Here is a 23,735-nt window from a genome sequence, read left to right on the forward strand (position 1 = left end):
CATGGACACGTGGGCGATCGCATCGGACGGGCTCACCAAGCGGTTCGGCAACGGCCAGGTCGCCGTCGACCACCTCGACCTGGCCGTACCGAGCGGCTCGGTGTACGGGTTCCTCGGCCCGAACGGATCGGGGAAGACGACCACGATCCGGATGATGCTCGGGCTGGTCTTCCCCACCGGCGGCACGGTCACGCTGCTCGGCTCCCCCATGCCCGCCGCGGCGCCCGCGGTGCTGCCGCGGGTCGGTTCGCTGATCGACGGCCCCGCGTTCTACCCGTTCCTGACCGGCCGCGACAACCTCCTGCGGTACGACGCGGCCGGCCGGACGGCCGATCCCCGGACCGCGTCCGAGCGGGTCGGCGAGGCGCTCGACAGGGTCGGCCTGACGGCCGCGGCGAGGAAGAGGTACCGGCACTACTCGCTCGGGATGAGACAGCGGCTGGCGATCGCCGCCGCGCTGCTGCGGCCCCGGGACCTGCTCGTCCTGGACGAGCCGACGAACGGCCTGGACCCGCAGGGCACCCGTGAAGTCCGCGCCCTGATCAGGGACATCGCGGCCGGCGGGGTCACCGTCTTCCTCTCCTCGCACCTGCTCGCCGAGGTCGAGCAGGTCTGCACCCACGTCGGCGTCATGCGCGCGGGCGGGCTGGCCTTCCAGGGCTCGCTGGCGGACCTGCGCGCCACGAGCGCGGTACGGGTCCGGGTGGAGACCGCCCGTCCCGCGGCGGCGGAGGCGGTGCTCACCCGGCTCGGCCTGCCCGGCGTGCGGACCGCCGGCGACGAGGTGTCGGCGGACCTCGCGGACGACAAGCCCGAGCGGATCTGCGCCGAGCTGGTCGCCGCCGGGGTCGGCGTCCGCGGCTTCGGCGTCACCGCGCCCGCGCTCGAGGACCTGTTCGTCGGGCTCACCGGGGAGGGGTTCGAGGTCGATGACTGAGGTCACGACGCCCGCGGCGGGGGCGCCGGCGCCGGTTCGCGCCTGGCTCCGCCTGTTCCGCTCCGAGCTGCGGCTGGTCTTCGGGCGGCGCCGCAATCAGCTGCTCCTCGCGGTGGTCGCCGCCTTCCCGGTCGCCATCGGCATCGGGATGCGCGCGCAGGCACCGCCGCCGGGCGCCACCGGGGGGCCGAACGTGGCGTTCTTCGGCCAGCTCACCGGAAACGGGATCTTCCTCGGCTTCATGGCGCTGGCCCTGCTGGTCACCCTGATCATGCCCTTCGCGGTCGCCGTGGTCGCCGGGGACTCGATCGCCGGGGAGAGCGGCTCCGGCACGCTGCGGTACCTGCTCGCGGTGCCGGCCGGGCGCACCCGGCTGCTCACCGTCAAGTACGCCGTGATCGTCGTGTTCGGCACCGCCGTCACGTTCGCCGTGACGGCGGTGGCGCTGGCCACCGGCGCGCTGCTGTTCCCGCTGGGGCCGGTGACGCTGCTGTCGGGGACCTCCGTGCCGCTGGTCGAGGGGATCCTCCGGCTGCTGCTCGTCACGCTGTACGTGGCGGCGGGGATGGCGTCGCTCGGCGCGATCGGCCTGGCCGTCTCCACCTTCACCGAGCACGCGATCGGCGCCGTCGCCGCCGTCACCGTCCTGGTCGTCGCCAGCGAGGTCGCCGACAACGTGCTGCAGTTCGCCGCGATCCGCCCGTACCTGCCGACCCACTGGTGGACCTCGTTCGACGCGCTGCTGCGGGAGCCGGCCGACACGGCGGGCGTCCTGCACGGGCTGCTCTCGTTCGGGGCGTACCTGGTGCTGTTCTGCTCGATCGCATGGGCCAGGTTCAGCACCGCCGACGCGACGGGCTGACCACTACAGCTCGAACTCCTCGTAGTCGGCGCCGTCGCCGTCGACGACCAGGGCGAGCTGGGCGATGGTGGGCTTGTCGAACACCTCCGCGATCGGGACGTCGACCCCGAACGCCTCACGGATCCGGGAGATCAGCTGGATGGCGAGGAGCGAATGGCCCCCCAGGTCGAAGAAGTTGTCGTGCACGCCCACCCGGTCCTGGTTCAGGATCGCGGCCCAGATCCCGGCGAGTTCGGTCTCGGTCGGGCCGGACGGCTCGGCGCCGCCGGTGGCGGGACGCAGCCGGCCGTCCTGCGGGCCGGGCAGCGCCGCCTGGTCGAGCTTGCCGGTGGGGGTCAGCGGCACCGCCGGGATCTCGGTGAACAGCGCCGGGACCATGAACTCCGGAAGCCGTCCGCGCAGATGCTCGCGCAGCTCCTCCACGGTCGGCGGGCCGCCGGCGTCCGCGGCCACCAGGTAGGCGGCGAGGAGCCGCTCGCCGCCCTCGCCGCGGGCGACCACGACGGCCGAGCGCACCCGCGGGTGCGCGGTCAGGGCGGCTTCGACCTCCCCCGGCTCGATCCGGTGGCCGCGCACCTTCACCTGGCGGTCGGCCCGTCCCAGGAACTCCAGCACGCCGCCGGGCCGCCACCGCGCCCGGTCGCCGGTCCGGTAGACGCGTCCGCCGTCGGCGGCGACGGGATCGGCGACGAACCGCTCGGCGGTCAGGGCGGGCTGCCGGGCGTACCCGCGGGCGACCTGCGCGCCGCCGATGAACAGCTCGCCCACCACACCGGCGGGCACCGGGTTCAGGTCGGCGTCGAGCACGTACACCCGGGTGTTGGCGACCGGGGAGCCAATCGGGACGGTTCCGCCGTCCAGATGCCCGGCCGACAGCCGCAGCGTGACCACGCCGATGGTGGTCTCGGTCGGCCCGTAGTGGTTCACGACGTCCCGGGCGCCCGCCGCCGCCAGCACGTCGGCGACCCAGGCGGCCGGGGCGCCCTCGCCGCCCAGCACCAGCGACCGCGCCGGGAGCAGCCGGGCGGGGCCGCCGTCCGAGGCCAGCGCGGCCAGGTGCGAGGGCACCGCCTTGAGCCCGTCGATGCCGTGCGCCCGGACGAACCAGGCCACCGCGGCGGGGTCGGTGGCCGCGCCGGCGTCCATGACGTGCAGCGCCGCGCCGGCCACCAGGCTGGTGAAGATCACGGTGTTGCCGAGGTCGGTGACGGCCGGCTGCAGCAGCGCGTACCGGTGTCCCGGTTCGCCGAGCCCGGTCCGGCGGGGCGCCCAGCTCACATAGTTGACCAGCCCGCGATGGGTGACCTCCACGCCCTTGGGGGCGCCGGTGGAGCCGGAGGTGTACATCACGTAGGCGAGCTGGTCCGGGTGGACCTCCACCCGCGGAGCGGGCGGGTCGCCGGCCAGTGCCGCCCGCACCGCCGGCCCGTCGATCTCGATCATGCGCGACCGGACCGCGGGCAGGTTCTCCAGCGTCTCGGCCGTGCCCACCACCATGCTGGCCTTGCTGGCGGCCAGCATGTGGCCCAGCCGGTCCGGCGGAAACTCGGGGTCGAGCGGCAGGTAGGCACCGCCGGCCTGCCACACCGCCAGCATCGCCACGATCATGTCGATGCCGCGGTCCAGGCACAGGCCGACCACGGTCTCGCGGCCGGCTCCGGCGTCGCGCAGGTAGCCGGCCAGCCCGGCCGCCCGGCCGGTCAGCCGCCGGTAGGTCAGCTGCCGGTCGCCGAACGCGACCGCCACCGCGTCCGGGCGCTCCCCGGCCCGCTCGGCGATCAGCTGGTGCAGCCCGCTCGCCGCGGGGACCGGAGCGGAGGTGTCGTTCCGCCCGCGCAGCAGCTGGTCGCGTTCGGCGCGGGACAGCAGCGGCAGCCGCGACAGCGGGGTGCCCGGGCGGGCCGCGACATCGGCCAGCAGGACGCCCAGGTTGCCCGCCATCCGGCGGATCGTGTCGGCGCCGAACAGCGCCGTGCTGTAGTGCAGCGCGCCGGTCAGGGAACCGCCGGGCTCCTCCCCCAGCATCAGCCGCAGGTCGAACTTGGCGACCATGCCGGCGGCGATGCCGTCGTCCGGCCGCGCCGCCCCTGCGCCGGGGCCGCCGTCACGGCCGCCGTCACGGCGACCGGGTTCGGCGGTGAGCGCGACATAGTTGAGCAGCACCTGGAAGAGGGGGGTGCGGGAGCGGTCCCGTTCGGTGACCAGCTCGTCGACGAGCTGCTCGAACGGCAGGTCCTGGTGGGCATAGGCGTCCAGCGCGGTGCCCCTGACCTGCTCCAGCAACTCAGTGAAGGTCGGGTCGCCGGACAGGTCCGCGCGCATCACCAGCGTGTTCACAAAGAACCCGATCAGGCCCTCGGTCTCGGCCCGGTCCCGGTTCGCCACCGGAGTCCCCACGACCACGTCGTCCTGGCCGGTGTACCTGCGCAGCAGGACCATGAAGGCCGTCAGGAGCGTCATGAACATCGTCGCGCCACCCGTACGGGCGACCGCGCGCAGGCCGCCGGTCACCTCGGCCGGCACGGTGAACCGGATGAACTCGCCCTCCGGGGACCGGACCGGCGGGCGGGGCCTGTCGGTCGGCAGGTCCAGCACCGGAACGCCGGCCAGCCGCTCCCGCCAGTAGGCCAGCTGGGAGTCCACCACCTCACCGGTCAGCCACCCCCGCTGCCACACCGCGTAGTCCGCGTACTGCACCGGCAGCGGCGGCAGCGGATCCGGCTCGCCGCGCCGGAACGCCTCGTACAGCGCACCCAGCTCGCGCCGCAGCACCGGACCCGACCACTCGTCGAACGCCACATGGTGCACCGACACGGCCAGCAGATGCCGGTCCGCGGCGAGCCGCACCAGGCACGCCCGGAAGACCAGGCCGGCCGCCAGGTCGAACGGGTCGGACATTCCCTCGGCCAGCAGGTCCCGCGCCGCCGCGTCCGGCTCGGCGGCGCCCGAGACGTCCAGCACGGGCAGCGGCACCGGCACCGGCGGACCGGCCTCCTGGTACGGCACCCCGTCCGGCCCGGCGGCCAGCCGCGTCCGCAGGACGTCGTGCCTGCGGGCCACCGCGGACAGGGCCGCGCCGAGCGCCGCCACGTCCGGCTCGCCGCCCAGCAAGACCGGCATCGTGATGTTGTACTCGATCGAGCCGGGCTCCATCCGGTCCAGGAACCACAGCCGCTGCTGACCGAACGACAGCGGCGAGCGCCCTCCGTTCCGGGCGGGCACGAGCGGCGGCGCCACCGTGCGCCCGGCCATCGTCTCGACCGCCGCCGCCAGGCCCGCCACGGTCGGGTGGTCGAAGAGGACGGCCACCGGCACCTCGGCCCGGCACACCTCGCGCACCCGCGCGATCACCTGCATCGCCAGGAGCGAATGCCCGCCCAGTTCGAAGAAGTCGTCCTGCGCGCCGACCCGGTCCAGGCCGAGCACCTGCGCCCACACGCCGGCCAGCAACTCCTCGGCCGGCGTGGCGGGCGGCACGTACGAGCCGGCCAGATCGGGACGCGACGCGTCCACGGGCGGCAGGGCGGCCCGGTCCAGCTTCTGGTTGGGGGTGAGGGGCAGCGACGACAGCTCCGTGAACACCGACGGGACCATGAAGTCGGGCAGCCGCCCGGCCAGGAACCGCCGCAGCTCGCCGGCGGCCGGCAGTCCCGCGGCCGGATCCGCGGGCACCAGCCAGGCGGCCAGCCGCGCCCCGGTCTGGGTCCCGAACGCGTCGACGACCGCCGAGGCCACCGCGGGATGCGCCGCGAGCGCCACCTCGACCTCGCCCGGTTCGATCCGGAATCCGCGCACCTTGAGCTGGTTGTCGGTCCGGCCGAGGATCTCCAGGACGCCGTCGGCCCGCCGCCGTACCCGGTCCCCGGTCCGGTACAGCCGCTCGCCGCGGCCGGTGAACGGGTCGGCGACGAACCGCTCCGCGGTGAGAGGCGCGCGCCCGTGATAGCCGCGCGCGACCCCGGCACCGCCGATGAACAGCTCGCCCGCCACCCCGACCGGCACCGGGTTCAGCTGCCCGTCGAGCACGTACACCCGGGTGTTCCAGATCGGCCGCCCGATCGGGACCACACCCGTCGTCGGCGGTTCGCCCGCACCGATCGGGTGGTCGGTGCTGCCGACCGTGGTCTCGGTCGGGCCGTAGTGCGCCACCACCTCCACGCCGGGGTGGCGATCCCGCCACAGCTGGACGTCCTTGCCGCGCACCAGGTCCCCGCCGACCATCAGCTGCACCGAGGGAGAGCACTCGGCGGGCAGCTGCGTCAGCACGGTCAGCAGGGCGGGCGTCACCTTCACGAAGGTGTAGTCGCCCGCGCCCACCCGTTCCCTGAGCGCCGGCAGATCCTCGTCCAGCGCCGCCACGTGGACGCAGCCGCCCGCGGCCAGGGCCCCGTGCAGCGGCGTCACCACCGCGTCGAACGCGAGCGGCGCGTGCACCAGCGACAGCCCCCGCACTCCCGGGTACGCCTCCCGGCACCGCGCCACGTAGTTGAGCACCGAGCCGTGGCTGACCTGCACTCCCTTGGGCACGCCGGTCGACCCGGACGTATAGATCACGTACGCGAGCTGGTCCGGGTGGACCCGCGGCGCGTCCCCCGGCCGCGTCGCGGCGAGCCGGTCCGAGGTCGCCGGGTCGTCGAGCCACACGGTCACCGGCGGCAGCGCGTCCGCCGGCAGCACGGCCGCCGCGGACCGGTGCCCCACCAGCACCCGGGCACCGCTGTCGGTGACGAAGAACGACAGCCGCGCGGCGGGGTACGCGGGGTCCAGCGGGAGGTACGCCCCGCCCGCCTTCCAGACCGCCAGCACCGCCACGACCATGTCCGCGCCGGGTGTGAGGCACAGCGCGACGACGGTCTCCGTGCTCACGCCCGCCTCGCGCAGGTACCGTGCCAGCCGGTCCGACCGGTCTTCCAGCTCCGCGTACGTCAGCGACCCATCGGCGGCCAACACCGCCGGCGCGTCCGGGGACTCGGCCGCGCGCGCACTGACCAGTTCGTGGACGCCGCCGACCCGCGGGAGCGGAACCGCCGTGTCGTTGGAGGTCACCACGAGTTCCCGGCGCTCGGCCTCCGTCAGCAGCGGGAGATCGCTCACCCGCGCGTCAGGGTCGGCCGCCACCGCGCCCAGCAGGACCACCAGGTGGCCCGCCAGCCGGTCGACCGTGGCCGCGTCGTACAGCGCGGTGCTGTACTGGATCTCCCCGGTGAGCTCCGCTCCCCGATCCACCGCCGTCAGCGTGAGGTCGAACTTCACCGCCCGCGCTTCGTGCCGCCCTGGGGCGCCGGAGCCGGCGCGGCGGGCCGCAGTACCGGAGGCCGGGACGCCCTGCCCGCCGCCGGCCGGGCCTGCGGCCACGTAGTTGAACAGCACCTCGAACAACGGGGTGCGGGACCGGTCCCGCACGGTCACCAGCTCGTCCACGAGCTGCTCGAACGGCAGGTCCTGGTGCGCGTACGCACCGAGCGCGGCCTGCCGCACCCGGTCCAGCAGCTCGCCGAACGTGGGGTCCGCCGCGGTGCTGGCGCGCATCACCAGGGTGTTGACGAAGAACCCGATGAGGTCCTCGGTCTCGGGCCGGCCGCGGCCCGCGACCGGGGTCCCCACCACGATGTCGTCCCGGCCCGCATGCCGGCCGAGGACGGCCATGAACGCCGCCAGCATCGTCATGAACATCGTCGCGCCGCTCTCGCGGGCCACCGCCCGCAGCCCCTCCGCGGTGGCCGCGGGGATGGCGAACCGGGTCACGGCGCCGGCGTTCGACCGCACCGGCGGACGCGGCCGGTCGGCCGGCAGTTCGAGCAGCGGGAGGTCCGCCAGCCGCTCCCGCCAGTAGGCGAGCTGGCCCTCCAGCACCTGCCCGGTCAGCCACCGGCGCTGCCACACCGCGAAGTCCGCGTACTGCACCCGCAGCGGCGGCAGCGGGTCCGGCTCACCCGCGCGCAGCGCCGCGTACAGCGCCTCCAGCTCGCGCCGGAAGATCGGCACCGACCACTCGTCGAAGACGACGTGGTGCATGCACAGCGCCAGCAGGTGCCGGTCCGCGCCCAGCCGGACCAGGCAGCCGCGCACCAGCGGCCCGGCCAGGTCGAACGGCGCCATGGCGCCGGCCTCCAGCAGGTCCGCCGCCGCACGCCGCGGATCGGCGGCGCCGGAGACGTCGACGACCGGGAGCGCGAACGGCGCCGGCGGGTCGACCACCTGGTACGGCACCCCGTCGTCGCCGGTCACCAGCCGGGTGCGGAGGACCTCGTGCCGCGCCGTCACGGCGGCCATCGCGGCCCCGAGCACCGCCACGTCGACGCCGCCGAACTCGACCGGGACCGCCAGCACGTACTCCGGGGACCCGGGCTCCAGCTGGCCGACGAACCACAGCCGCTGCTGCCCGAACGACAGCGGCAGCCGGCCGTCCCGGCCGACCGGCACGACCGGCGGCGCGGGCGCCTCCGCCCCGCCGCCGGTGATCACCTGGGCCAGCCCGGCCACCGTCGGGTGCTCGAACACCGCGGTCACCGGCACGTCGACCCCGAGCGCCGCGCCGATCCGGAAGGCGACGCGCGTCGCCAGCAGCGAATGGCCGCCGAGAGCGAAGAAGCCGTCCTGCGCGCCGACCCGGTCGACGCCGAGCACCTCGGCCCAGATCCCCGCGAGCAGCCGTTCCAGATCGCCGCGCGGCGCCACGTACGTACCGCCCGGCTCCGGGCGGGTCAGGTCCGGTGCGGGCAGCGCGGCCCGGTCCGCCTTCCCGCTGGGCGTCAGCGGCAGGGCGGACATCTCGGTGTAGACGGCCGGGATCATGAACTCCGGCAGCCGCGCGGCCGCGTGCGCGCGCAGCTCGCCGGCCGGGGGGATTCCGGCGGCGGCATCGGCCGGCACCAGCCACGCCCCCAGCCGCGCCTCCGCTCCCTGCCCGACCGGGGCCGCCACCGCCGCGGCCACGCCCGGATGGGCGGCCAGCACCGCCTCCACCTCACCCGGCTCGATCCGGAATCCCCGCACCTTCAGCTGCTCGTCCACCCGCCCGGCGAACTCCAGCACCCCGTCCGGCCGCCAGGCCGCCCGGTCCCCGGTCCGGTACAGCCGCGACCCGTCCGCCGCGAACGGGTCGGCGACGAACCGCCGCGCGGTGAGGGCCGGCTGCCCGCCGTAGCCGCGCGCCACGCCCGCGCCGCCGAGGAACAGCTCCCCGGTGACCCCGGCCGGCACCGGGCGCAGCCGCTCGTCGAGCACGTACGCCCGCACGTTGGCCACCGGGCGCCCGATCGGCACCGTCGCCCCGTCATCCGGGCCCGGCACCCCGGTGACGCACATGACGGTCGCCTCCGTCGGCCCGTAGCCGTTGACCAGCCGCAGGCCCTCGCGTCCCCACCGCCGCGCGACCTCGGTGTCGAACCGCTCGCCCGCGCCCACCAGCGTGCGCAGCCCGGGGAGGTCGTCCGGACCCAGCACCGACAGCAGCGACACCGGCAGCGTCGCCACGTCGACGCCGTCCGCCCGGATCAACCCGGCCAGCGCGCGCGGGTCGGACCGCTCCGCCGGCCCCGCGACCACCAGCGTCCCGCCGGCCGCGGGCGTCACCACCAGCTCCAGCACCGACCCGTCGAAACTGAACGACGCGAAGTGCAGCACCCGCGTGCCCGGGCCCGCGCCCAGCACGGGCCGCAGCGCCACGGCCAGGTTGACCAGGTTGCCGTGCGTCACCTGGACGCCCTTCGGGACGCCCGCCGACCCCGACGTGTAGATCATGTACGCGGCCGAGCCGGGCGCCACCGGCACCGGGGCCGGCTCCGCCGCGGCGCCGATCTCCCGCCGGACCGCCGGGTCGTCGAGCCAGACCGTCCGCACGCCGTCCAGCGCGGGCAGCCGGTCCCCGGCGACCGCGCGTTCGGCGAGCACCACCCGCGCCCCGCCGCCGGTCAGCATCAGTTCGAGCCGGTCGGCCGGATAGGCGGGGTCCATCGGCAGGTAGGCGAGCCCCGCCCGCCACACTCCCAGCACCGCCACGAAGGCGTCCGTGCCCCGCCCGGTGCACAGGCCCACGAGCGGTCCGGGACGCATGGCCAGCAGGTGGCCGGCGAGCCGCCCCGCCCGCTGCCACAGCGCCCGGTACGTCAGCGCCTCGCCGCCGGCCACGACCGCCACCGCGTCCGGGCACCGCGCCACCTGCGCCGCGACCAGCTCGTGCACCCCGCCCGCCTCGGGCAGCGCCGTGGCCGTGTCGTTCCAGCCGTGCAGCAGCCGATCCCGCTCGGCCGAGGTCAGCACCGGCAGGTCGCCGACCAGCCGCCCGCCGTCCGCGGCCACCGCGTCCAGCAGCACCTGGAACTGCCCCGCGAGCGCGTCGACGGCCGCATCGGCGAACCGGCCGCGGTCGTAGGAGAGCGTGATCGTGAGCTCCCGCCCGGAGTTGACGATCACGGCGAGCGGGTAGCTGATGTCCTGGCGGCCGGCGCTGCCGCCGACCCGCAGACCGCCGCCGCTCGCGGCGGCTCGCCGTCGCTGCAGCTCGCGGACCGGGTAGTTCTCGAACACGAACAGCGTGCGCACCAGCGGCCGCCCCGCCGGAACGTCGCTGCACTCCTGGATCCGCGTCAGCGGGAGATGCTCGAACCGCCGGGCCTGTACCTGGGCCTCCTGCAGCGTTTCGAGCCACTCCCCCACCGGAGCGGAGTGCTCTATCCGGACCCGGGCGGGCGTCGTGGTGATCAGCAGCCCGACCATCGACGACATCCCCGGTATCTGGTCCCCGCGCCCGGACGAGGTCACCCCGTACAGCACGTCGTCGGAGCCGGAGTACATCCCCAGCAGCAGTGCCCAGGCCCCCTGCACCACCGTGTTCATCGTCAGCCGCGAGCGCCGCGCGAACGCTTCCAGCCCGGACATGGCCTCGCCCGGCAAGCGCACCTGCACGTCCCGCCGCCCCTGCCGCCCGGTCGCCCGCTCGATGCCGAGCACCGGCGCCGCCGGCACCCCCGCCAGCCGGCCCCGCCAGAACCGCTCCGCGGCCTCGGTGTCCAGCTCCGACAGCCAGGCGACGTAGTCGCGGAACGGCCGGTGCTCCCGGATCGGCGGCGCCGTCCCCGCGCGCAGCGCGTCGTAGGCCTCCAGTACCTCTTCCAGCACGATCGGCAGGCTCCAGCCGTCCAGGACCAGGTGGTGCAGGCTGAGCACCAGCTGGGCCCGCCCCCGGCCCATGCGCAGCAGCGCCACCCGCACCAGCGACGGCGCGTCGAAGTCGGCGCCCCGCTCCCGGTCCGCCAGCAGGAACTCGTCGACCGCCCGCTCCTGCTCCGGACCGGTCAGGCCGGACAGGTCCACCTCGCGCCACGGCGGCTCCACCGCACGCGACACCACCAGCACCGGGTCGGCCAGCCCCCGCCACACGACGCCGGCGCGCAGCACCGCATGCCGTTCGAACGCGGTCCGCCACGCCTGCCGCAGCAGCTCCGCGTCCAGCTCGCCCTCCAGCAGCAGTCCCGTCTGCGACCAGTACATCCCCGCGTCGCCCGACAGCCGCGAGTCCAGCAGCAGCCCCTGCTGCAGCGGGGTCAGCGGGAAGATGTCCTCGATGTCCGTCGACACCGCGGCGGTGACCCGTTCCAGCGCCTCGGCGTCGAGGCCGGCCAGCGGGAAATCGGACGGGGTCCAGCCGCCGGCGCCCGGAGCGCAGCAGTGCTCGATCAGCTCGGTCAGCACCTCGATGTAGCGGTCGGCCAGGCGGCCGACGGTCGCGTGCCGATGGACCCGCGAGGAGTAGATCCACACCAGTTCCAGCACGCCATCGGTGATGCCGCCGGTGATGTCGATCAGGTAAGCGCGCGGTGCCCGCGGGGGCTGCTCCTGCCCGCGCGGCCCGCCGGCCGGACGGAACCGGCCGCCCGCCAGGCCCGCCCCGCTGCGGGCCGATCCGGACTGGCCCTGGTAGTTGAAGCTGACCTGGGCGCCGCTCGCCGGCACCGCACCGGCCACATGGTGCAGCAGCCCGTACCCGAGCCCGTGCCGGGGAACCGCCCGCAGGTGCTCCTTGGTCCGGCACAGCGCCGCGCCCAGGCCGTCCTGCGCCCCGGTCAGCGCGACGGGGTAGATGCTGGTGAACCAGCCCACCGTCCTGGACACGTCGAAGCCGGCCCCGACGTCCTCGCGGCCGTGGCCCTCCGCGTCCACCACCGAGGCCGGCGCGCCCGTCCACTCGTTGAGGACGATGCCCAGCGCGGTGAGCAGCACGTCGTTGATCTGCGTGCGGTAGGCGGCGGGGACCCGGTGCAGCAGCCGGGCGGTCCGGTCGGGGTCGAGCGCCACCCTGATCTGCCCGGCGGAGCCGACCGTGTTCGCGCCGTCGTGGTCGCGCGGCAACGGCCGGGCCGCGCCCGCGACGGCCGTCCAGTGCTCCGCCTCGGCCGCGACCTCCGCCGACGCCGCCAGCTCCGCCAGCCGCCGCGACCATGCCGGGAACGAGGTGGTCTTGGCCGGCAGCCGGACCGGCTCGCCCCGTTCGGCCTGCTCGTACGCGGCCGACAGGTCCGCCAGCACGATCGGCCACGACACGGCGTCGATCACCAGGTGGTGCGCCACCACCAGCAGCTGCTGCGGCCGGTCGCCGCGCTCGAACAGCACCAGCCGCAGCAGCGGGCCGTCCTCCAGCGCCAGGCCGGCCTGCGCCCGGGTGGCCGCCTCCGTCCGAGCGGCCTCCGTGCCGTCGTCGCCCAGGTCGGCCACCCAGACGAGGTCGGCGCTCTCGACGGCGGCCACCCGCGCCTGCCACCGCCCGTCGCGCCGGGTGAACCGCGACCGCAGCGCGTCGTGGTGGTCGGCCAGCGCCTCGGCCGCCACCTCGAGCAGCCTGCGGTCGATCCGCCCGCCGGTCGCCTCGAGCAGCCTGGACTGGTTCAGATGGGACGGCTCGGGCAGCTCCCAGCCGAAGAACGCCCGCTGGACAGGGGACAGCGGGTACTCCCCGCCGATCCGGTCCTGCCCGGTGTCGGCCGCCTGCGCGCCCGCGGCGACCGCGGCCAGCTCCGCCACCGTCTGGTGGTCGAACATCTGCGCCGCGGTGACGTGCACCCCCATCTCCCGGGCCCGGGCCACCACCTGGATGCTGGTGATCGAGTCGCCGCCGAGGTCGAAGAAGTTGTCGGTCACGCCGACCCGCTCGGTCCGCAGCAGCTCGGCCCACACCTGCGCCAGCACCCGCTCGGTCTCCGTCCGCGGCGCGACGAACCGCCCCACCTCGGGCCGGTCCGTACCGGGGGCCGGCAGCGCGGCGCGGTCCACCTTCCTGCTCGGCGTCAGCGGCAGCGACGCCAGCTCGGTGAACACCGCGGGGACCATGAACTCCGGCAGCCGCCGCCGGATGAACTCGCGCAGCTCGGCGGTGCCGGGGACGCCGGTGGCCGGGTCCGTCGCCACCAGGTAGGCCGCCAGCCGCTGGTCGGCCTCCGGCCCGAAGGCGGTCACCGCCGCCGCCGACACGTCCGGGTGGGCCGCCAGGACCGCCTCGACCTCGCCGGGCTCGACCCGGAATCCGCGCACCTTGACCTGCTCGTCCGCGCGGCCGATGAACTCCAGGAGCCCGTCGGCCCGCCACCGGGCCCGGTCCCCGGTCCGGTACATCCGCGAGCCGTCCCCCGCGACGGGGCAGGCGACGAACCGCTCCGCCGTCAGCGCGGGACGTCCGCCGTATCCGCGCGCCAGCCCGGTACCGGCGACGTATAGCTCGCCGGGGACCCCGGCCGGGACTGGGTTCAGCGTCGCGTCAAGCACGTACAGCCTGGTGTTGGCGATCGGCGACCCGATCGGCGGGGCGGGCGGGGGCTGCTGCGGTTCCGGGCCTTCCGGGGTGCCGGTGTCGCACCGGGCGATCGTGGCGCAGACGCTCGTCTCGGTGGGGCCGTAGGCGTTGAACAGGCGCCTGCCGCGCCCCCAGGTCCGGGCGAGCTCCGCGTCGAGCCGCTCGCCTGCGGTGATCAGCGTGCCGACCCCGGCGAGGCCGTCCGGCGGCAGCGCCTCCAGCAGCGAGGGCGGCATCGTCGCGACGCCCACTCCGGCGCCGGCGATCAGGGCGGCCAGCCGGTCGGGTTCGGCGCGCTCCCCCGAGGTCGCGACCACCAGCCTCGCTCCGGTGGCCAGCGCCATCAACAGTTCCCAGACGGAGGCGTCGAAGCTGGCGGAGGCGAACTGCAGCACCACGTCGCCGCGATCCACGCCGAGCGCGCGCTGCTGTGCCATGGCGAGGTTGACCACGCCCTCGTGCGGCACCTGCACGGCCTTGGGCGTTCCGGTCGAGCCCGAGGTGTAGATGACGTACGCGAGCTGGCCCGGACGGACCGCGGCCGGCAGATCCGGCAGGTCCGGCAGGTCCGCGTCCGGGTCGTCGAGCCACAGCGCCGCCCGCACCGCGGACGGCGCCTCTCCGGTATCCGCGACCAGGTCCGCCGCCGCCCGGCGTTCCCCGATCAGCACCCGTGCCCCGCTGTCGGTGAGCATGAACCGCAGGCGTTCGGGCGGGTACTCCGGGTCGAGCGGAAGGTAGGCGCCGCCCGCCTGCCACACCGCGAGGATCGCCACGATCAGGGAGACGTCGCGGCCGAGAGCGAGGCCGACCACCGTGCCCGGTCCCGTTCCGGCGTCCCGCAGCAGCGCTGCCAGCCGCCCCGCGCGCGCCATCAGCCCGCCGTAGGTCAGGCAGCTCTCACCGGCCACCACCGCCACCGCGTCCGGGTGCTGCCGCGCGCGCGCCGCGATCAGCTCGTGGATGCTCGTCTCGGCGGGCGCCGCGACCGTGGAGTCGTTCCACTGCCGGACCAGCACGTCCCGCTCGCTCGCCGTCAGCAACGGCAGGGCGCTGATGTGCCGGTCCGCGTCGGCGGCGACGGCCTCCAGCAGGGTGGTCATGTGCCGGGCCATCCGCTGCATCCTGGACGCGTCGAAAAGCGCGGTGCTGTAGTGCATCGACCCCATCAGGCCGGACGGGGAGTCGGCCACCGTGACCACCAGGTCGGCGCGCACCGGCAGCGCCTCCTCCGCGGTCCCGCCCGGGTGCGCGGTGTCCAGTCGCAGCCGCGCCCCTGTACCGGTGACGTCGTCGTCGGGGCGTGCGTCGGCGTAGCTGAACGCGACCTGGAACAGCGGCGTCCTCGACCGGTCCCGCGCGGTCACGAGGGCGTCCACCAGCTGCTCGAACGGGAGGTCCTGGTGCGCGTACGCGTCGAGGGCCGCGGACCGCACCCGGGCGAGCAGCTCGGTGAACGCCGGGTCCCCCGACAGGTCGGTCCGCAGGACCAGATCGTTCACGAAGAACCCGATGAGGTCCTCGGTCTCGGCGCGGTTCCGGTTGGCCACCGGCGTGCCCACGAGCACGTCGTCCTGCCCCGAGTACCGGCCGAGCAGCACCGCGAACGCCGACAGCAGCGTCATGAACATCGTCGCGCCGCCCTCGCGCGCGACCTCCTGCAGCCGCCGCGTCGCCGCGGCCGGGACGGCGAAGCTCGCGAAGGCGGCGGCCGTCGAGCGGACCGGCGGGCGGGGCCGGTCCGCCGGAAGGTCCAGTTCCGGCGCCCCGGCGAGCCGGTCGCGCCAGTACGACAGCTGCCCGTCGAGCACCTCGCCGGTCAGCCACCCCCGCTGCCAGACCGCGAAGTCGGCGTACTGCACGGCGAGCGGCGGCAGCGGATCCGGCCGGTCGTCGCGCAGCGCCCGGTACAGCACGCCGAGCTCGCGCCGCAGGATCTCCGCCGACCACTCGTCGGAGACGATGTGATGCACCGCCAGAGCCAGCAGGTGGTGCTCCCGGTTCACCCGGATCAGGCAGCCGCGGACCAGCGGGCCCGCCGCCAGGTCGAACGGCGCCATCGCGGCGGCGACCATCAGGCGGTGCGCCGCCGCCGCGGGGTCGGCGGCCCCCGTCACGTCGGCGACCGGCAGCGGGAACGGCGCGGGCGGGTCGACCACCTGGCCGGGGACGCCGTCCGAGCCGGCGACCAGCCGGGACCGCAGCACCTCGTGCCGCCGGACCAGCGCGGACAGCGCGGCCTCCAGCGCCCGGACGTCCAGCTCGCCGCCGAGCGGGATCGGCATCCGCACGTTGTACTCCACCGACCCCGGCTCGACCTGGTCCATGAACCAGAGCCGCTGCTGGGCGAACGAGAGGGGCAGCGGCCCGGTCCGGGGCACCGGGACCACCGGCGGGGCCGCCGCGCCGGCGGCGGTCTGCTCGATCACCGCGGCCAGGTCCCGCAGCCTCGGCTGGTCGAACAGCGCCGCGAGCGGGATCTCCACCCCGAACACCTCGCGCACCCGCGAGGCCACCCGGGTGGCCAGGAGGGAATGGCCGCCCAGCTCGAAGAAGTGGTCGTCCGCGCCGACGCGCTCGGTGCCCAGCACCTGCGCCCAGATCCCCGCCAGCAGTTCCTGGGCGGGTGTCGACGGGGCCACGAACACCCCGAGGTCCACCCGGTCCGACTCGGGAACGGGCAGCGCCGACCGGTCCAGCTTCCCGTTCGGCGTCAGCGGGAGCGAGGCCAGCTCGACGAAGACCGACGGGACCATGAACTCCGGCAGCCGCCGCCCGGCGAACTCCCTCGCCTGCGCCAGGACGGCCGCCCGGCTGCCCAGCGGCCGGCTGGCATGGGTCGAGAGCGCCGGGGAGCCGTCTGCCGCCGGAAGGTAGCAGGGTGCCGCCCGGCCCGCGTCCGGACCGGTGAACACCACGTCGAAGCGGCCGTCGTCGGCGCCGGACGACCAGGTGACCGCCACCTGGTAGCCGGCCTCGGCTCCCAGCGCGTAGAAGTCCTCGGGGTCGGCGCCCGGCACCGCCTCCTCGGCCTCCCCTCCGTCCAGGGCGCGGACGGCGGCGAGGTCGGCGGCGAGCCGGTCGTTCGGTACCCCGCTGATCCGCAGGAACCGCGGGTGCCGCCGGGCCAGGTAGTCCCCGACCGCGGCCGGGGCCGCCAGCAGGTTCCACGGCAGGCACGGCACCTCGGGCTCCGCCTCGTCCGGCGCCGGTCCGCCGGTCTCGAGCGCGGGCGCCTGCTTGGTGAGGACCACGTCGTACCGGTAGCGGCTCAGCTCGTTGCGGAACCGCCCGCGTTTCAGCAGGACGTCGATCCGGTCGATGCCGGGCAGCCCGCGCGCGGCCGCGGCGAAGAACTCCGGGTCGACGAGCAGTTCCTTCTCCCGGGCGATGCTCCGCTCGGCCGCGGCGCGGACCACCACGGGGTCGTCGCCGCGGCCGCGCTCGATGGCCGTGTGGAACAGCCGCAGCAGGCGGAGGTTGCGGACGTCGCCGAGGAAGACCGTCCCGCCCGGCCGCAGCAGCCCTAGGGCCTTGCCGAGCACCTCGGTCAGGTACTCGGCGCTCGGGAAGTACTGCACGACCGAGTTGACGACGATCGTGTCGAAGTAGCCGGCCGGCAGGCCGCCGACGTCGTGCGCGGCCTGGGCGCGCAGCTCCACCCGCCCCGCGAGCCGCGGGTCGGCCTCCACGTTCGCGCGCAGCAGGTCGATGGCCTCGGCGGAGAAGTCCGTCCCCCAGTACGTCTCGCACCGCGGCGCCAGCCGGGCCAGGATGAGCCCGCTGCCCGCACCGATCTCCAGCACCCGCCGCGGGCCGAGCGACAGGATCCGCTCCACCGCCGCCTCGCGCCACTCCGCCATCTCCTCGACCGGGATGGCCGCGCCGTCATAGGAGCTGTTCCAGCCGGTGAAGTCCTCGCCGAACTCCTGGTCCTTGGTGCCGGCGTACAGGTCGTCGTAGATCTGCCGCCACTCACCGACCTGCCGGCCCTCCGCGGACCTGTCCCGGTCCTCGTCCGCCTCCGCGGCGCCCGGCACCAGGTACGCCACCAGCCGCCGGTCGCCCGGCCGGTCCTCCCGGGCGACGACGACCGCCCGCGCCACTCCCGGGCACTCCGCGAGGACCGCTTCGACCTCGGCCGGCTCGATCCGGAACCCGCGCACCTTGAGCTGCTCGTCGGCGCGGCCGACGAACTCCAGCGCCCCGTCGGCGCGCCAGCGCACCAGGTCACCGGTCCGGTACATGCGCGACCCGCCGCCGGTGAACGGGTCGGCGACGAACCGCCCGGCGGTCAGCGCCGGGCGGCCGCCGTACCCGCGGGCCAGGCCGTCGCCGGCGATGTACAGCTCGCCCGCCACCCCGGCCGGGACCGGGTTCAGGGAGCCGTCCAGCACGAACAGCCGGGCGTTCCACACCGGCCGCCCGATCGGCGGCGCGCCGCCGTCGGGTTCGAGCGGATCGCTGATCGTGCCGCAGACCGTGACCTCGGTCGGCCCGTACGCGTTGACCATCCGGCGGCCGGGCGCCCACCGCGCCACGGCCTCCGCCGGGCACGCCTCGCCGCCCACGATCAGGGTGCGGAAGATGGTCGGGGACACCACCGGCACCCCCGCCAGCGCGGCCGGCGGGATCAGCGCGAGGCTCACCCCCCGCTCCTCCAGCGTCCTGGCCAGCACCTCGCCGATCAGGCGCACGCCCGGGGCGAGCACCAGCGTGCCGCCGGACAGCAGCGCCATGCAGAGCTCCCAGAACGCGGCGTCGAAGCTCAGCGAGGCCAGCTGGAGGACCCGGTCGCGCCCGTCGAGGCGGAGCCGTTCCTCGCTCACCCCCGCCAGGCCGGCGATCCCGGTGTGCGTCACCACCACGGCCTTCGGCAGCCCGGTGGACCCGGACGTGTAGATCAGGTAGGCGGGGGACGCGGGCAGCAGCGGTCCCCGGCGGTCGCCGCGCCCCAGGTCCGTCCCGGCCAGCCCGGCCACCTGCCGGACGACCTCGGGGTCGTCCACCACGATGTGCGCGGTGCCCGCGCCCCCGCCGGCGGCCGTGTCGGCGGCCGTGTCGGGGGCCGTCGCGGCGCCGGTGACGACGAACTTCGGCTTGGCGTCGGCCAGCATGAACGCCACCCGCTCGGCCGGATATCCCGGGTCGACGGGCAGGAAGGCCGCGCCGGCCTTCACGATGGCGAGCACGGCGGTGACCATGCTCACGTCCCGGTCCAGGGCGACCGCGACGACGTCCTCCGGCCCCGCGCCGGCTCGCACGAGGTGGCGCGCGAGCCGGTTCGCGTCCGCGTTCAGCCGGGCGTAGGTGAGCTGGACGTCGCCGCAGGAGACGGCCGTCGCGTCCGGGGTCCTCGCCACCTGCGCCTCGAACAGGTCCGGCAGCGTGGCCGCGGCCACGGGTGCGACGGCCTGGTTCCAGCCGGACACGAGTTGCGCGCGCTCGCCGGCGGCCAGGACCTGGATCTGGTGGACCCGCGTGTCCGGACGGGCCGCCACCGCTTCGAGGACCCGCATCAGGCGCCCCGCGACGGCCTGGACCGTCGGCTCGTCGAACAGGTCGCACGCGTACTGCAGATGGCCCGCGAGTCCCGCGGGCCTGCCCGCGTCGTCGAACTCCTCCGCGAGGAACAGCGTCAGGTCGAACTTCGCGGCACCGACCCCGGCCGGGTACGGCTCGGTGTCCAGCCCGGCGAACCCCCGCTCCGCGCCGGTCGGCGGGACGTTGCGGAACGCCAGCATCACCTGGATCAGCGGGATCCGCGACAGGTACCTGGCCGGGTTCAGCACCTCGACCAGGTACTCGAACGGGATGTCCTGGTGGGCGAACGCGCCCAGGTTCACCTCGCGGACGCGGGCCAGCAGCTCGCCGAACTCCGGGTCCCCGGACGTGTCGGCGCGCAGCACCAGCGTGTTGACGAAGAACCCGACCAGGTCGTCCAGCGACTCGTCGGTGCGGCCCGCGATCGGCGAGCCCACCGGCACGTCCGTGCCCGCGCCGAGCCGGGTGAGCAGCGCCGCCAGGCCGGCCTGCACCACCATGAACATCGTGACCCCGTGGGTCCGCGCCAGCTCCGCGAGCGTGGCGTGCAGGCGCGCGCCGCCGCGTACCGGCACCGCCGCGCCCCGGTGCGACCCGATCTGCGGATGCGGCCGGTCGGCCGGCAGTTCGATCTGTTCCGGCAGCCCCGCCAGCGAGGTCATCCAGTACGACAGCTGGGCGGCCGCCGCCGACTCCTGGTCCTCGACGCTCCCCAGCATCTCCCGCTGCCACAGCGTGTAGTCGGCGTACTGCACCGGCAACGGCGCCCACTCCGGCTCCCGCCCGTCGCGCCGCGCGGCGTAGGCCATCGACAGGTCGCGCCCCAGCGGACCCATCGACCAGCCGTCGGACGCGATGTGATGGACGACGAGCACCAGCACGTGCTCCCGGGGGCTCACCGCGAGCAGCACCGCCCGCACGGGCGGTTCGACCGAGAGGTCGAACCGGTACCGGCTGACCTCGGCGACGGCGGCGGGCAGCTCCTCCGGGCCCACCCGCCGCACGGACAGCAGGTCCGCCGCGGCTGCGGGAGGAAGCACCCGCTGCCAGGCGACTCCGTCGTCCACCGGGAAGGTGGTCCGCAGGCTCTCGTGCCGGGCCACCAGGTCCGCGAGCGCCGCGGCGAGCGCCGCCCGGTCCAGTTCGCCGGACAGCCGCATCGCCACCGGCACATTGTAGGTCTCGCTCGGCCCCTCGAGCTGCGCCAGGAACCAGAGCCGCTGCTGGGCGAACGACAGCGGCACCCGGTCGGGGCGGCGCCGCGGCCGGAGCGCCGCCCGCGCCGTGCCCGCGCCGTCCAGCTGGAGCGCCAGCCCGGCGGGGGTGGGGCTGTTGAACAGCGTCCGGACGCCGAGCTCCGCGCCGAGGGCCGACCGGATCCTGCTCATCAGCCTCGTCGCGAGCAGCGAGTGGCCGCCGAGCGCGAAGAAGTCGTCCTCGGGCCCGGCCGCCGGAACGCCGAGGACATCGGCGAAGAGGCCGCACAGGATCTCCTCCTGCACGGTCCGCGGCTCCCGCCCGCCGGCCGCCGGGGCCTCGGGCGCCGGGAGCGCCGCACGGTCCACCTTTCCGGCCGGCGACAGCGGGAAGGCCGCGAGCCCGGTGTAGACCGAGGGGATCATGTAGTCCGGTAACCGCTCGGCGGCGAAGGCGCGCAGCTCCGCGTCCGGCGGAAGGCCGGCGCCGTCCCCGGCCGGGACCAGCCAGGCCGCGAGCCGCGCCCGAGCATCCTCGCCGGTGACCGCCACCACCGCGGCCGCCACCGCCGGATGGGCGGCCAGCACCGCCTCCACCTCGCCGGGCTCGACCCGGAACCCGCGGAGTTTCACCTGCTGGTCGATCCGGCCCCAGAATTCCAGCCGCCCGTCGGCGCGCCACCGCACCAGGTCCCCGGTCCGGTAGAGCCGGGACCCGTCGGCGGCGAACGGGTCCGCGACGAACCGCCCCGCCGTCAGCGACGGCCGGTCATGGTAGCCGCGGGCGACCCCGTGCCCGGCGATCAGCAGCTCGCCCTGGACCCCCACCGGTACGGGGTTCAGCCGCGGGTCCACGACGTACACCCGCGTGTTGTCCACCGGGCCGCCCAGCGTCACGTCCGCCGGGTCGTCGATCCGCCTGCACGTCGACCAGATGGTGGTCTCCGTCGGCCCGTACATGTTCCACAGCTCCGCCGTGCGGTCCAGGATCTGCCCGGCGAGCTCCGCCGGGAGCGCCTCGCCGCCGCACAGCGCACGCAGGCCGGGTGCGCCGGGCCAGCCGTCGTCGACCAGCATCCGCCAGGTGGCGGGGGTGGCCTGGAGCACCGTGACCGCCCGCCGCCCGATCTCCGCCGCCAGCTCCCCGGGCGCCGCGGCGGCCCGGCTGCTCGCGATCGCCAGCCGCGCTCCGGTCAGCAGCGGGAGCCAGATCTCCAGGCCGGCGATGTCGAACCCGGCGGTGGTCACCGCGAGCAGCACGTCGGAGCCGTCCACCCCCGGGCGCCGGCTCATCGAGGCCAGGAGGTTGTGCAGGCTCCGGTGCTCGACCACGACGCCCTTGGGCCGCCCGGTCGAGCCCGACGTGTAGATCATGTAGGCGGGCCGCCCGGGCCGCCCGGGCCGCGACGGGGGCGCGGGCGCGACCGGCGCCGCGGCCGCCGCCGCCCGCACCTCGGGATCGTCAAGCCAGAGCGGCCGGGTCCCGTCCGGCAGGTCGCCGTCGGCCGGCAGCGCCGCCGCGGCCGCGCGGTCCGCGACCAGCACCGCCGCACGGCTGTCGGCCAGCATGAACGCCAGGCGTTCCGCCGGGTGGTCGGGATCCAGCGGCAGATAGGCGGCGCCGGCACGCCAGACGGCCAGCATCGCCACGACGAGGTCGATGCCCCGGGGGAGGCACAGCGCCACCACAGTGCCCGGCCCGGCGCCCGCCTCGCGCAGGCGCGAGGCGAGCCGGCCGGCCCGTTCGGCCAGCGCCGCGCGGGTCAGCGAGGAGTCCCCGGAGACCACCGCGACCGCGTCCGGGTCCTGCGCCGCGCGCTCAGCGATCGCTTCAGGCGTCCCGACCGGCTCGGGCGCGGCCACCGCGGTGTCGTTCCACGCCCGGACGACCTGCTCCCACTCACCGGGCGACAGCATCGGCAGCCCGCTCGCGCGGGCGCCGGGCGCGCGGCCGACGGCGTCCAGGAGCGCGGTCAGGTGCCGGGTCATCCGCTGCATCCGGGCGGAGTCGAACAGCGCCGTACTGTAATGGAACGACCCGGCGAGGCCATCGCCGCGCGGGGCCAGCATCACCGACAGGTCGTACTTCACCGGCTGCAGTCCGGCCGGCTCAGCGGATTCAGCGGGTCCGGCCGGCTCGGCCGCCCTGAGCCCCTCGGCTCCCTCGCCCGATTCCGGGCCGCCCGGTCCCGCGTCGGCCGCCTCGGCCAGGTAGCTGAAGAAGACCTGGAACAGCGGGGTGCGGGACGGGTCGCGCTCGGTGACCAGCTCGTCGACGAGCTTCTCGAACGGCAGGTCCTGATGGTCGTAGGCGTCCCGGGCCAGCTCCCGCACCCGGCCCAGCAGTTCCCGGAACGACGGGTCCCCGGTCAGGTCGAGGCGCATCACCAGGTTGTTGACGAAGAACCCGATCATCTCTTCGGTGCCGGCGCGGTTGCGGTTGATCAGCGGCGTGCCGACGACGACGTCGTCCTGACCGGTGTAGCGCGCCAGCAGCATCCCGAAGGCGGCCAGCAGCGCCATGAACATGGTGGCGCCGGTCTCGTCCGCGACCTCGCGCAGGGCGGCCGCGGTCTCCGCCCCGACGGTGAACTCCGCGACGGCGCCGTCGGCCGAGCGCACCGGTGGACGCGGCCGGTCCGCGGGCAGCGCGAGCTCCGGCGCTCCGTCCAGCTTCCGCCGCCAGTAGTCGAGCTGCCCGTCCAGCACCTCGCCGGAGACCCACTGCCGCTGCCAGAGCGCGAAGTCGGCGTACTGCGCCGGAAGCGGGGGCAGCGGGTCGGGCCGGCCCGTGCGGAAAGCCTGGTAGAGCGCCAGCAGCTCGCGGCGGAAGATCCGTCCCGACCACTCGTCGAACACCACGTGGTGCGCGGTCACGATCAGCACGCACTCGGCGTCCCCGATCCAGACCAGGCAGGCGCGCAGCAGCGGTCCCGCCGCCAGGTCGAACGGCGTCAGCCGGGCGGCCGCCATCAGGTGCCGCGCGGTACCGGCCGGGTCCTGCGCCCCGGAGACGTCGACGACCGGGAGCGCCAGTGCCTCCGGCGCGCCGACCACCTGGTGCGCCGTCCCGTCGGACCCGGCCACCAGCCGCGTCCGCAGCACCTCGTGCCGCCGGATGATCGCGCTCAGCGCCCCGCCCAGGGCCCGGACGTCGACCGCGTCGCGCAGCGGCACCGCCATCGGCACGACGTACTCCACCGAGCCCGGCTCCAGCCGGTCCAGAAACCACAGCCGCTGCTGCCCGAACGACAGCGGGAGCGGCCCGTCCGGGCGCGGCTCCCATTCCTGAGGCGAGACCTGCTTCCCTCGCAGCCGTAGCTTCAGCAATTGACGCCGTGCCTCGGAATGCATCAACTGTCCTTCCTTGCCGCGGCTGCGCACTGGGCCGCTGCGGACCATATCGACGGG

At 75.5% G+C, this 23,735-nt stretch carries 3 protein-coding genes; 2 read left to right on the top strand and 1 reads right to left on the bottom strand.

Annotated features, from left to right (window positions below; translation table 11 throughout):
• Position 1 precedes the first annotated feature (1 nt).
• Positions 2-937 (top strand): ABC transporter ATP-binding protein, encoded by a 936-nt coding sequence (locus ABT299_RS20780; protein ID WP_500251723.1) that lies wholly within the window; start codon positions 2-4, stop codon positions 935-937.
• On the top strand, positions 930-1,799 hold the full coding sequence (locus tag ABT299_RS20785; RefSeq protein ID WP_190858224.1) for an ABC transporter permease: 870 nt from the start codon (positions 930-932) through the stop codon (positions 1,797-1,799). Before ABT299_RS20780 ends, ABT299_RS20785 begins: the two co-directional genes overlap by 8 nt.
• 3 nt (positions 1,800-1,802) lie before the next feature.
• On the opposite strand, the gene ABT299_RS20790 is transcribed toward ABT299_RS20785, so the two are convergent.
• On the bottom strand, positions 1,803-23,678 hold the full coding sequence (locus tag ABT299_RS20790) for a non-ribosomal peptide synthase/polyketide synthase (protein ID WP_500251724.1): 21,876 nt from the start codon (positions 23,676-23,678) through the stop codon (positions 1,803-1,805).
• Positions 23,679-23,735: the final 57 nt, after the last annotated feature.

It is taken from the genome of Spirillospora sp. NPDC000708 (assembly GCF_040299565.1).
Taxonomy (GTDB): Bacteria; Actinomycetota; Actinomycetes; order Streptosporangiales; family Streptosporangiaceae; genus Spirillospora.

Bases quoted from the DNA above. Each gene is read 5' to 3' on its own strand.
- ABT299_RS20785 (WP_190858224.1), top strand. From the start codon at position 930: ATGACTGAGGTCACGACGCCCGCGGCGGGGGCGCCGGCGCCGGTTCGC.
- ABT299_RS20780 (WP_500251723.1), top strand. From the start codon at position 2: ATGGACACGTGGGCGATCGCATCGGACGGGCTCACCAAGCGGTTCGGC.
- ABT299_RS20790 (WP_500251724.1), bottom strand. From the start codon at position 23,678: ATGCATTCCGAGGCACGGCGTCAATTGCTGAAGCTACGGCTGCGAGGG.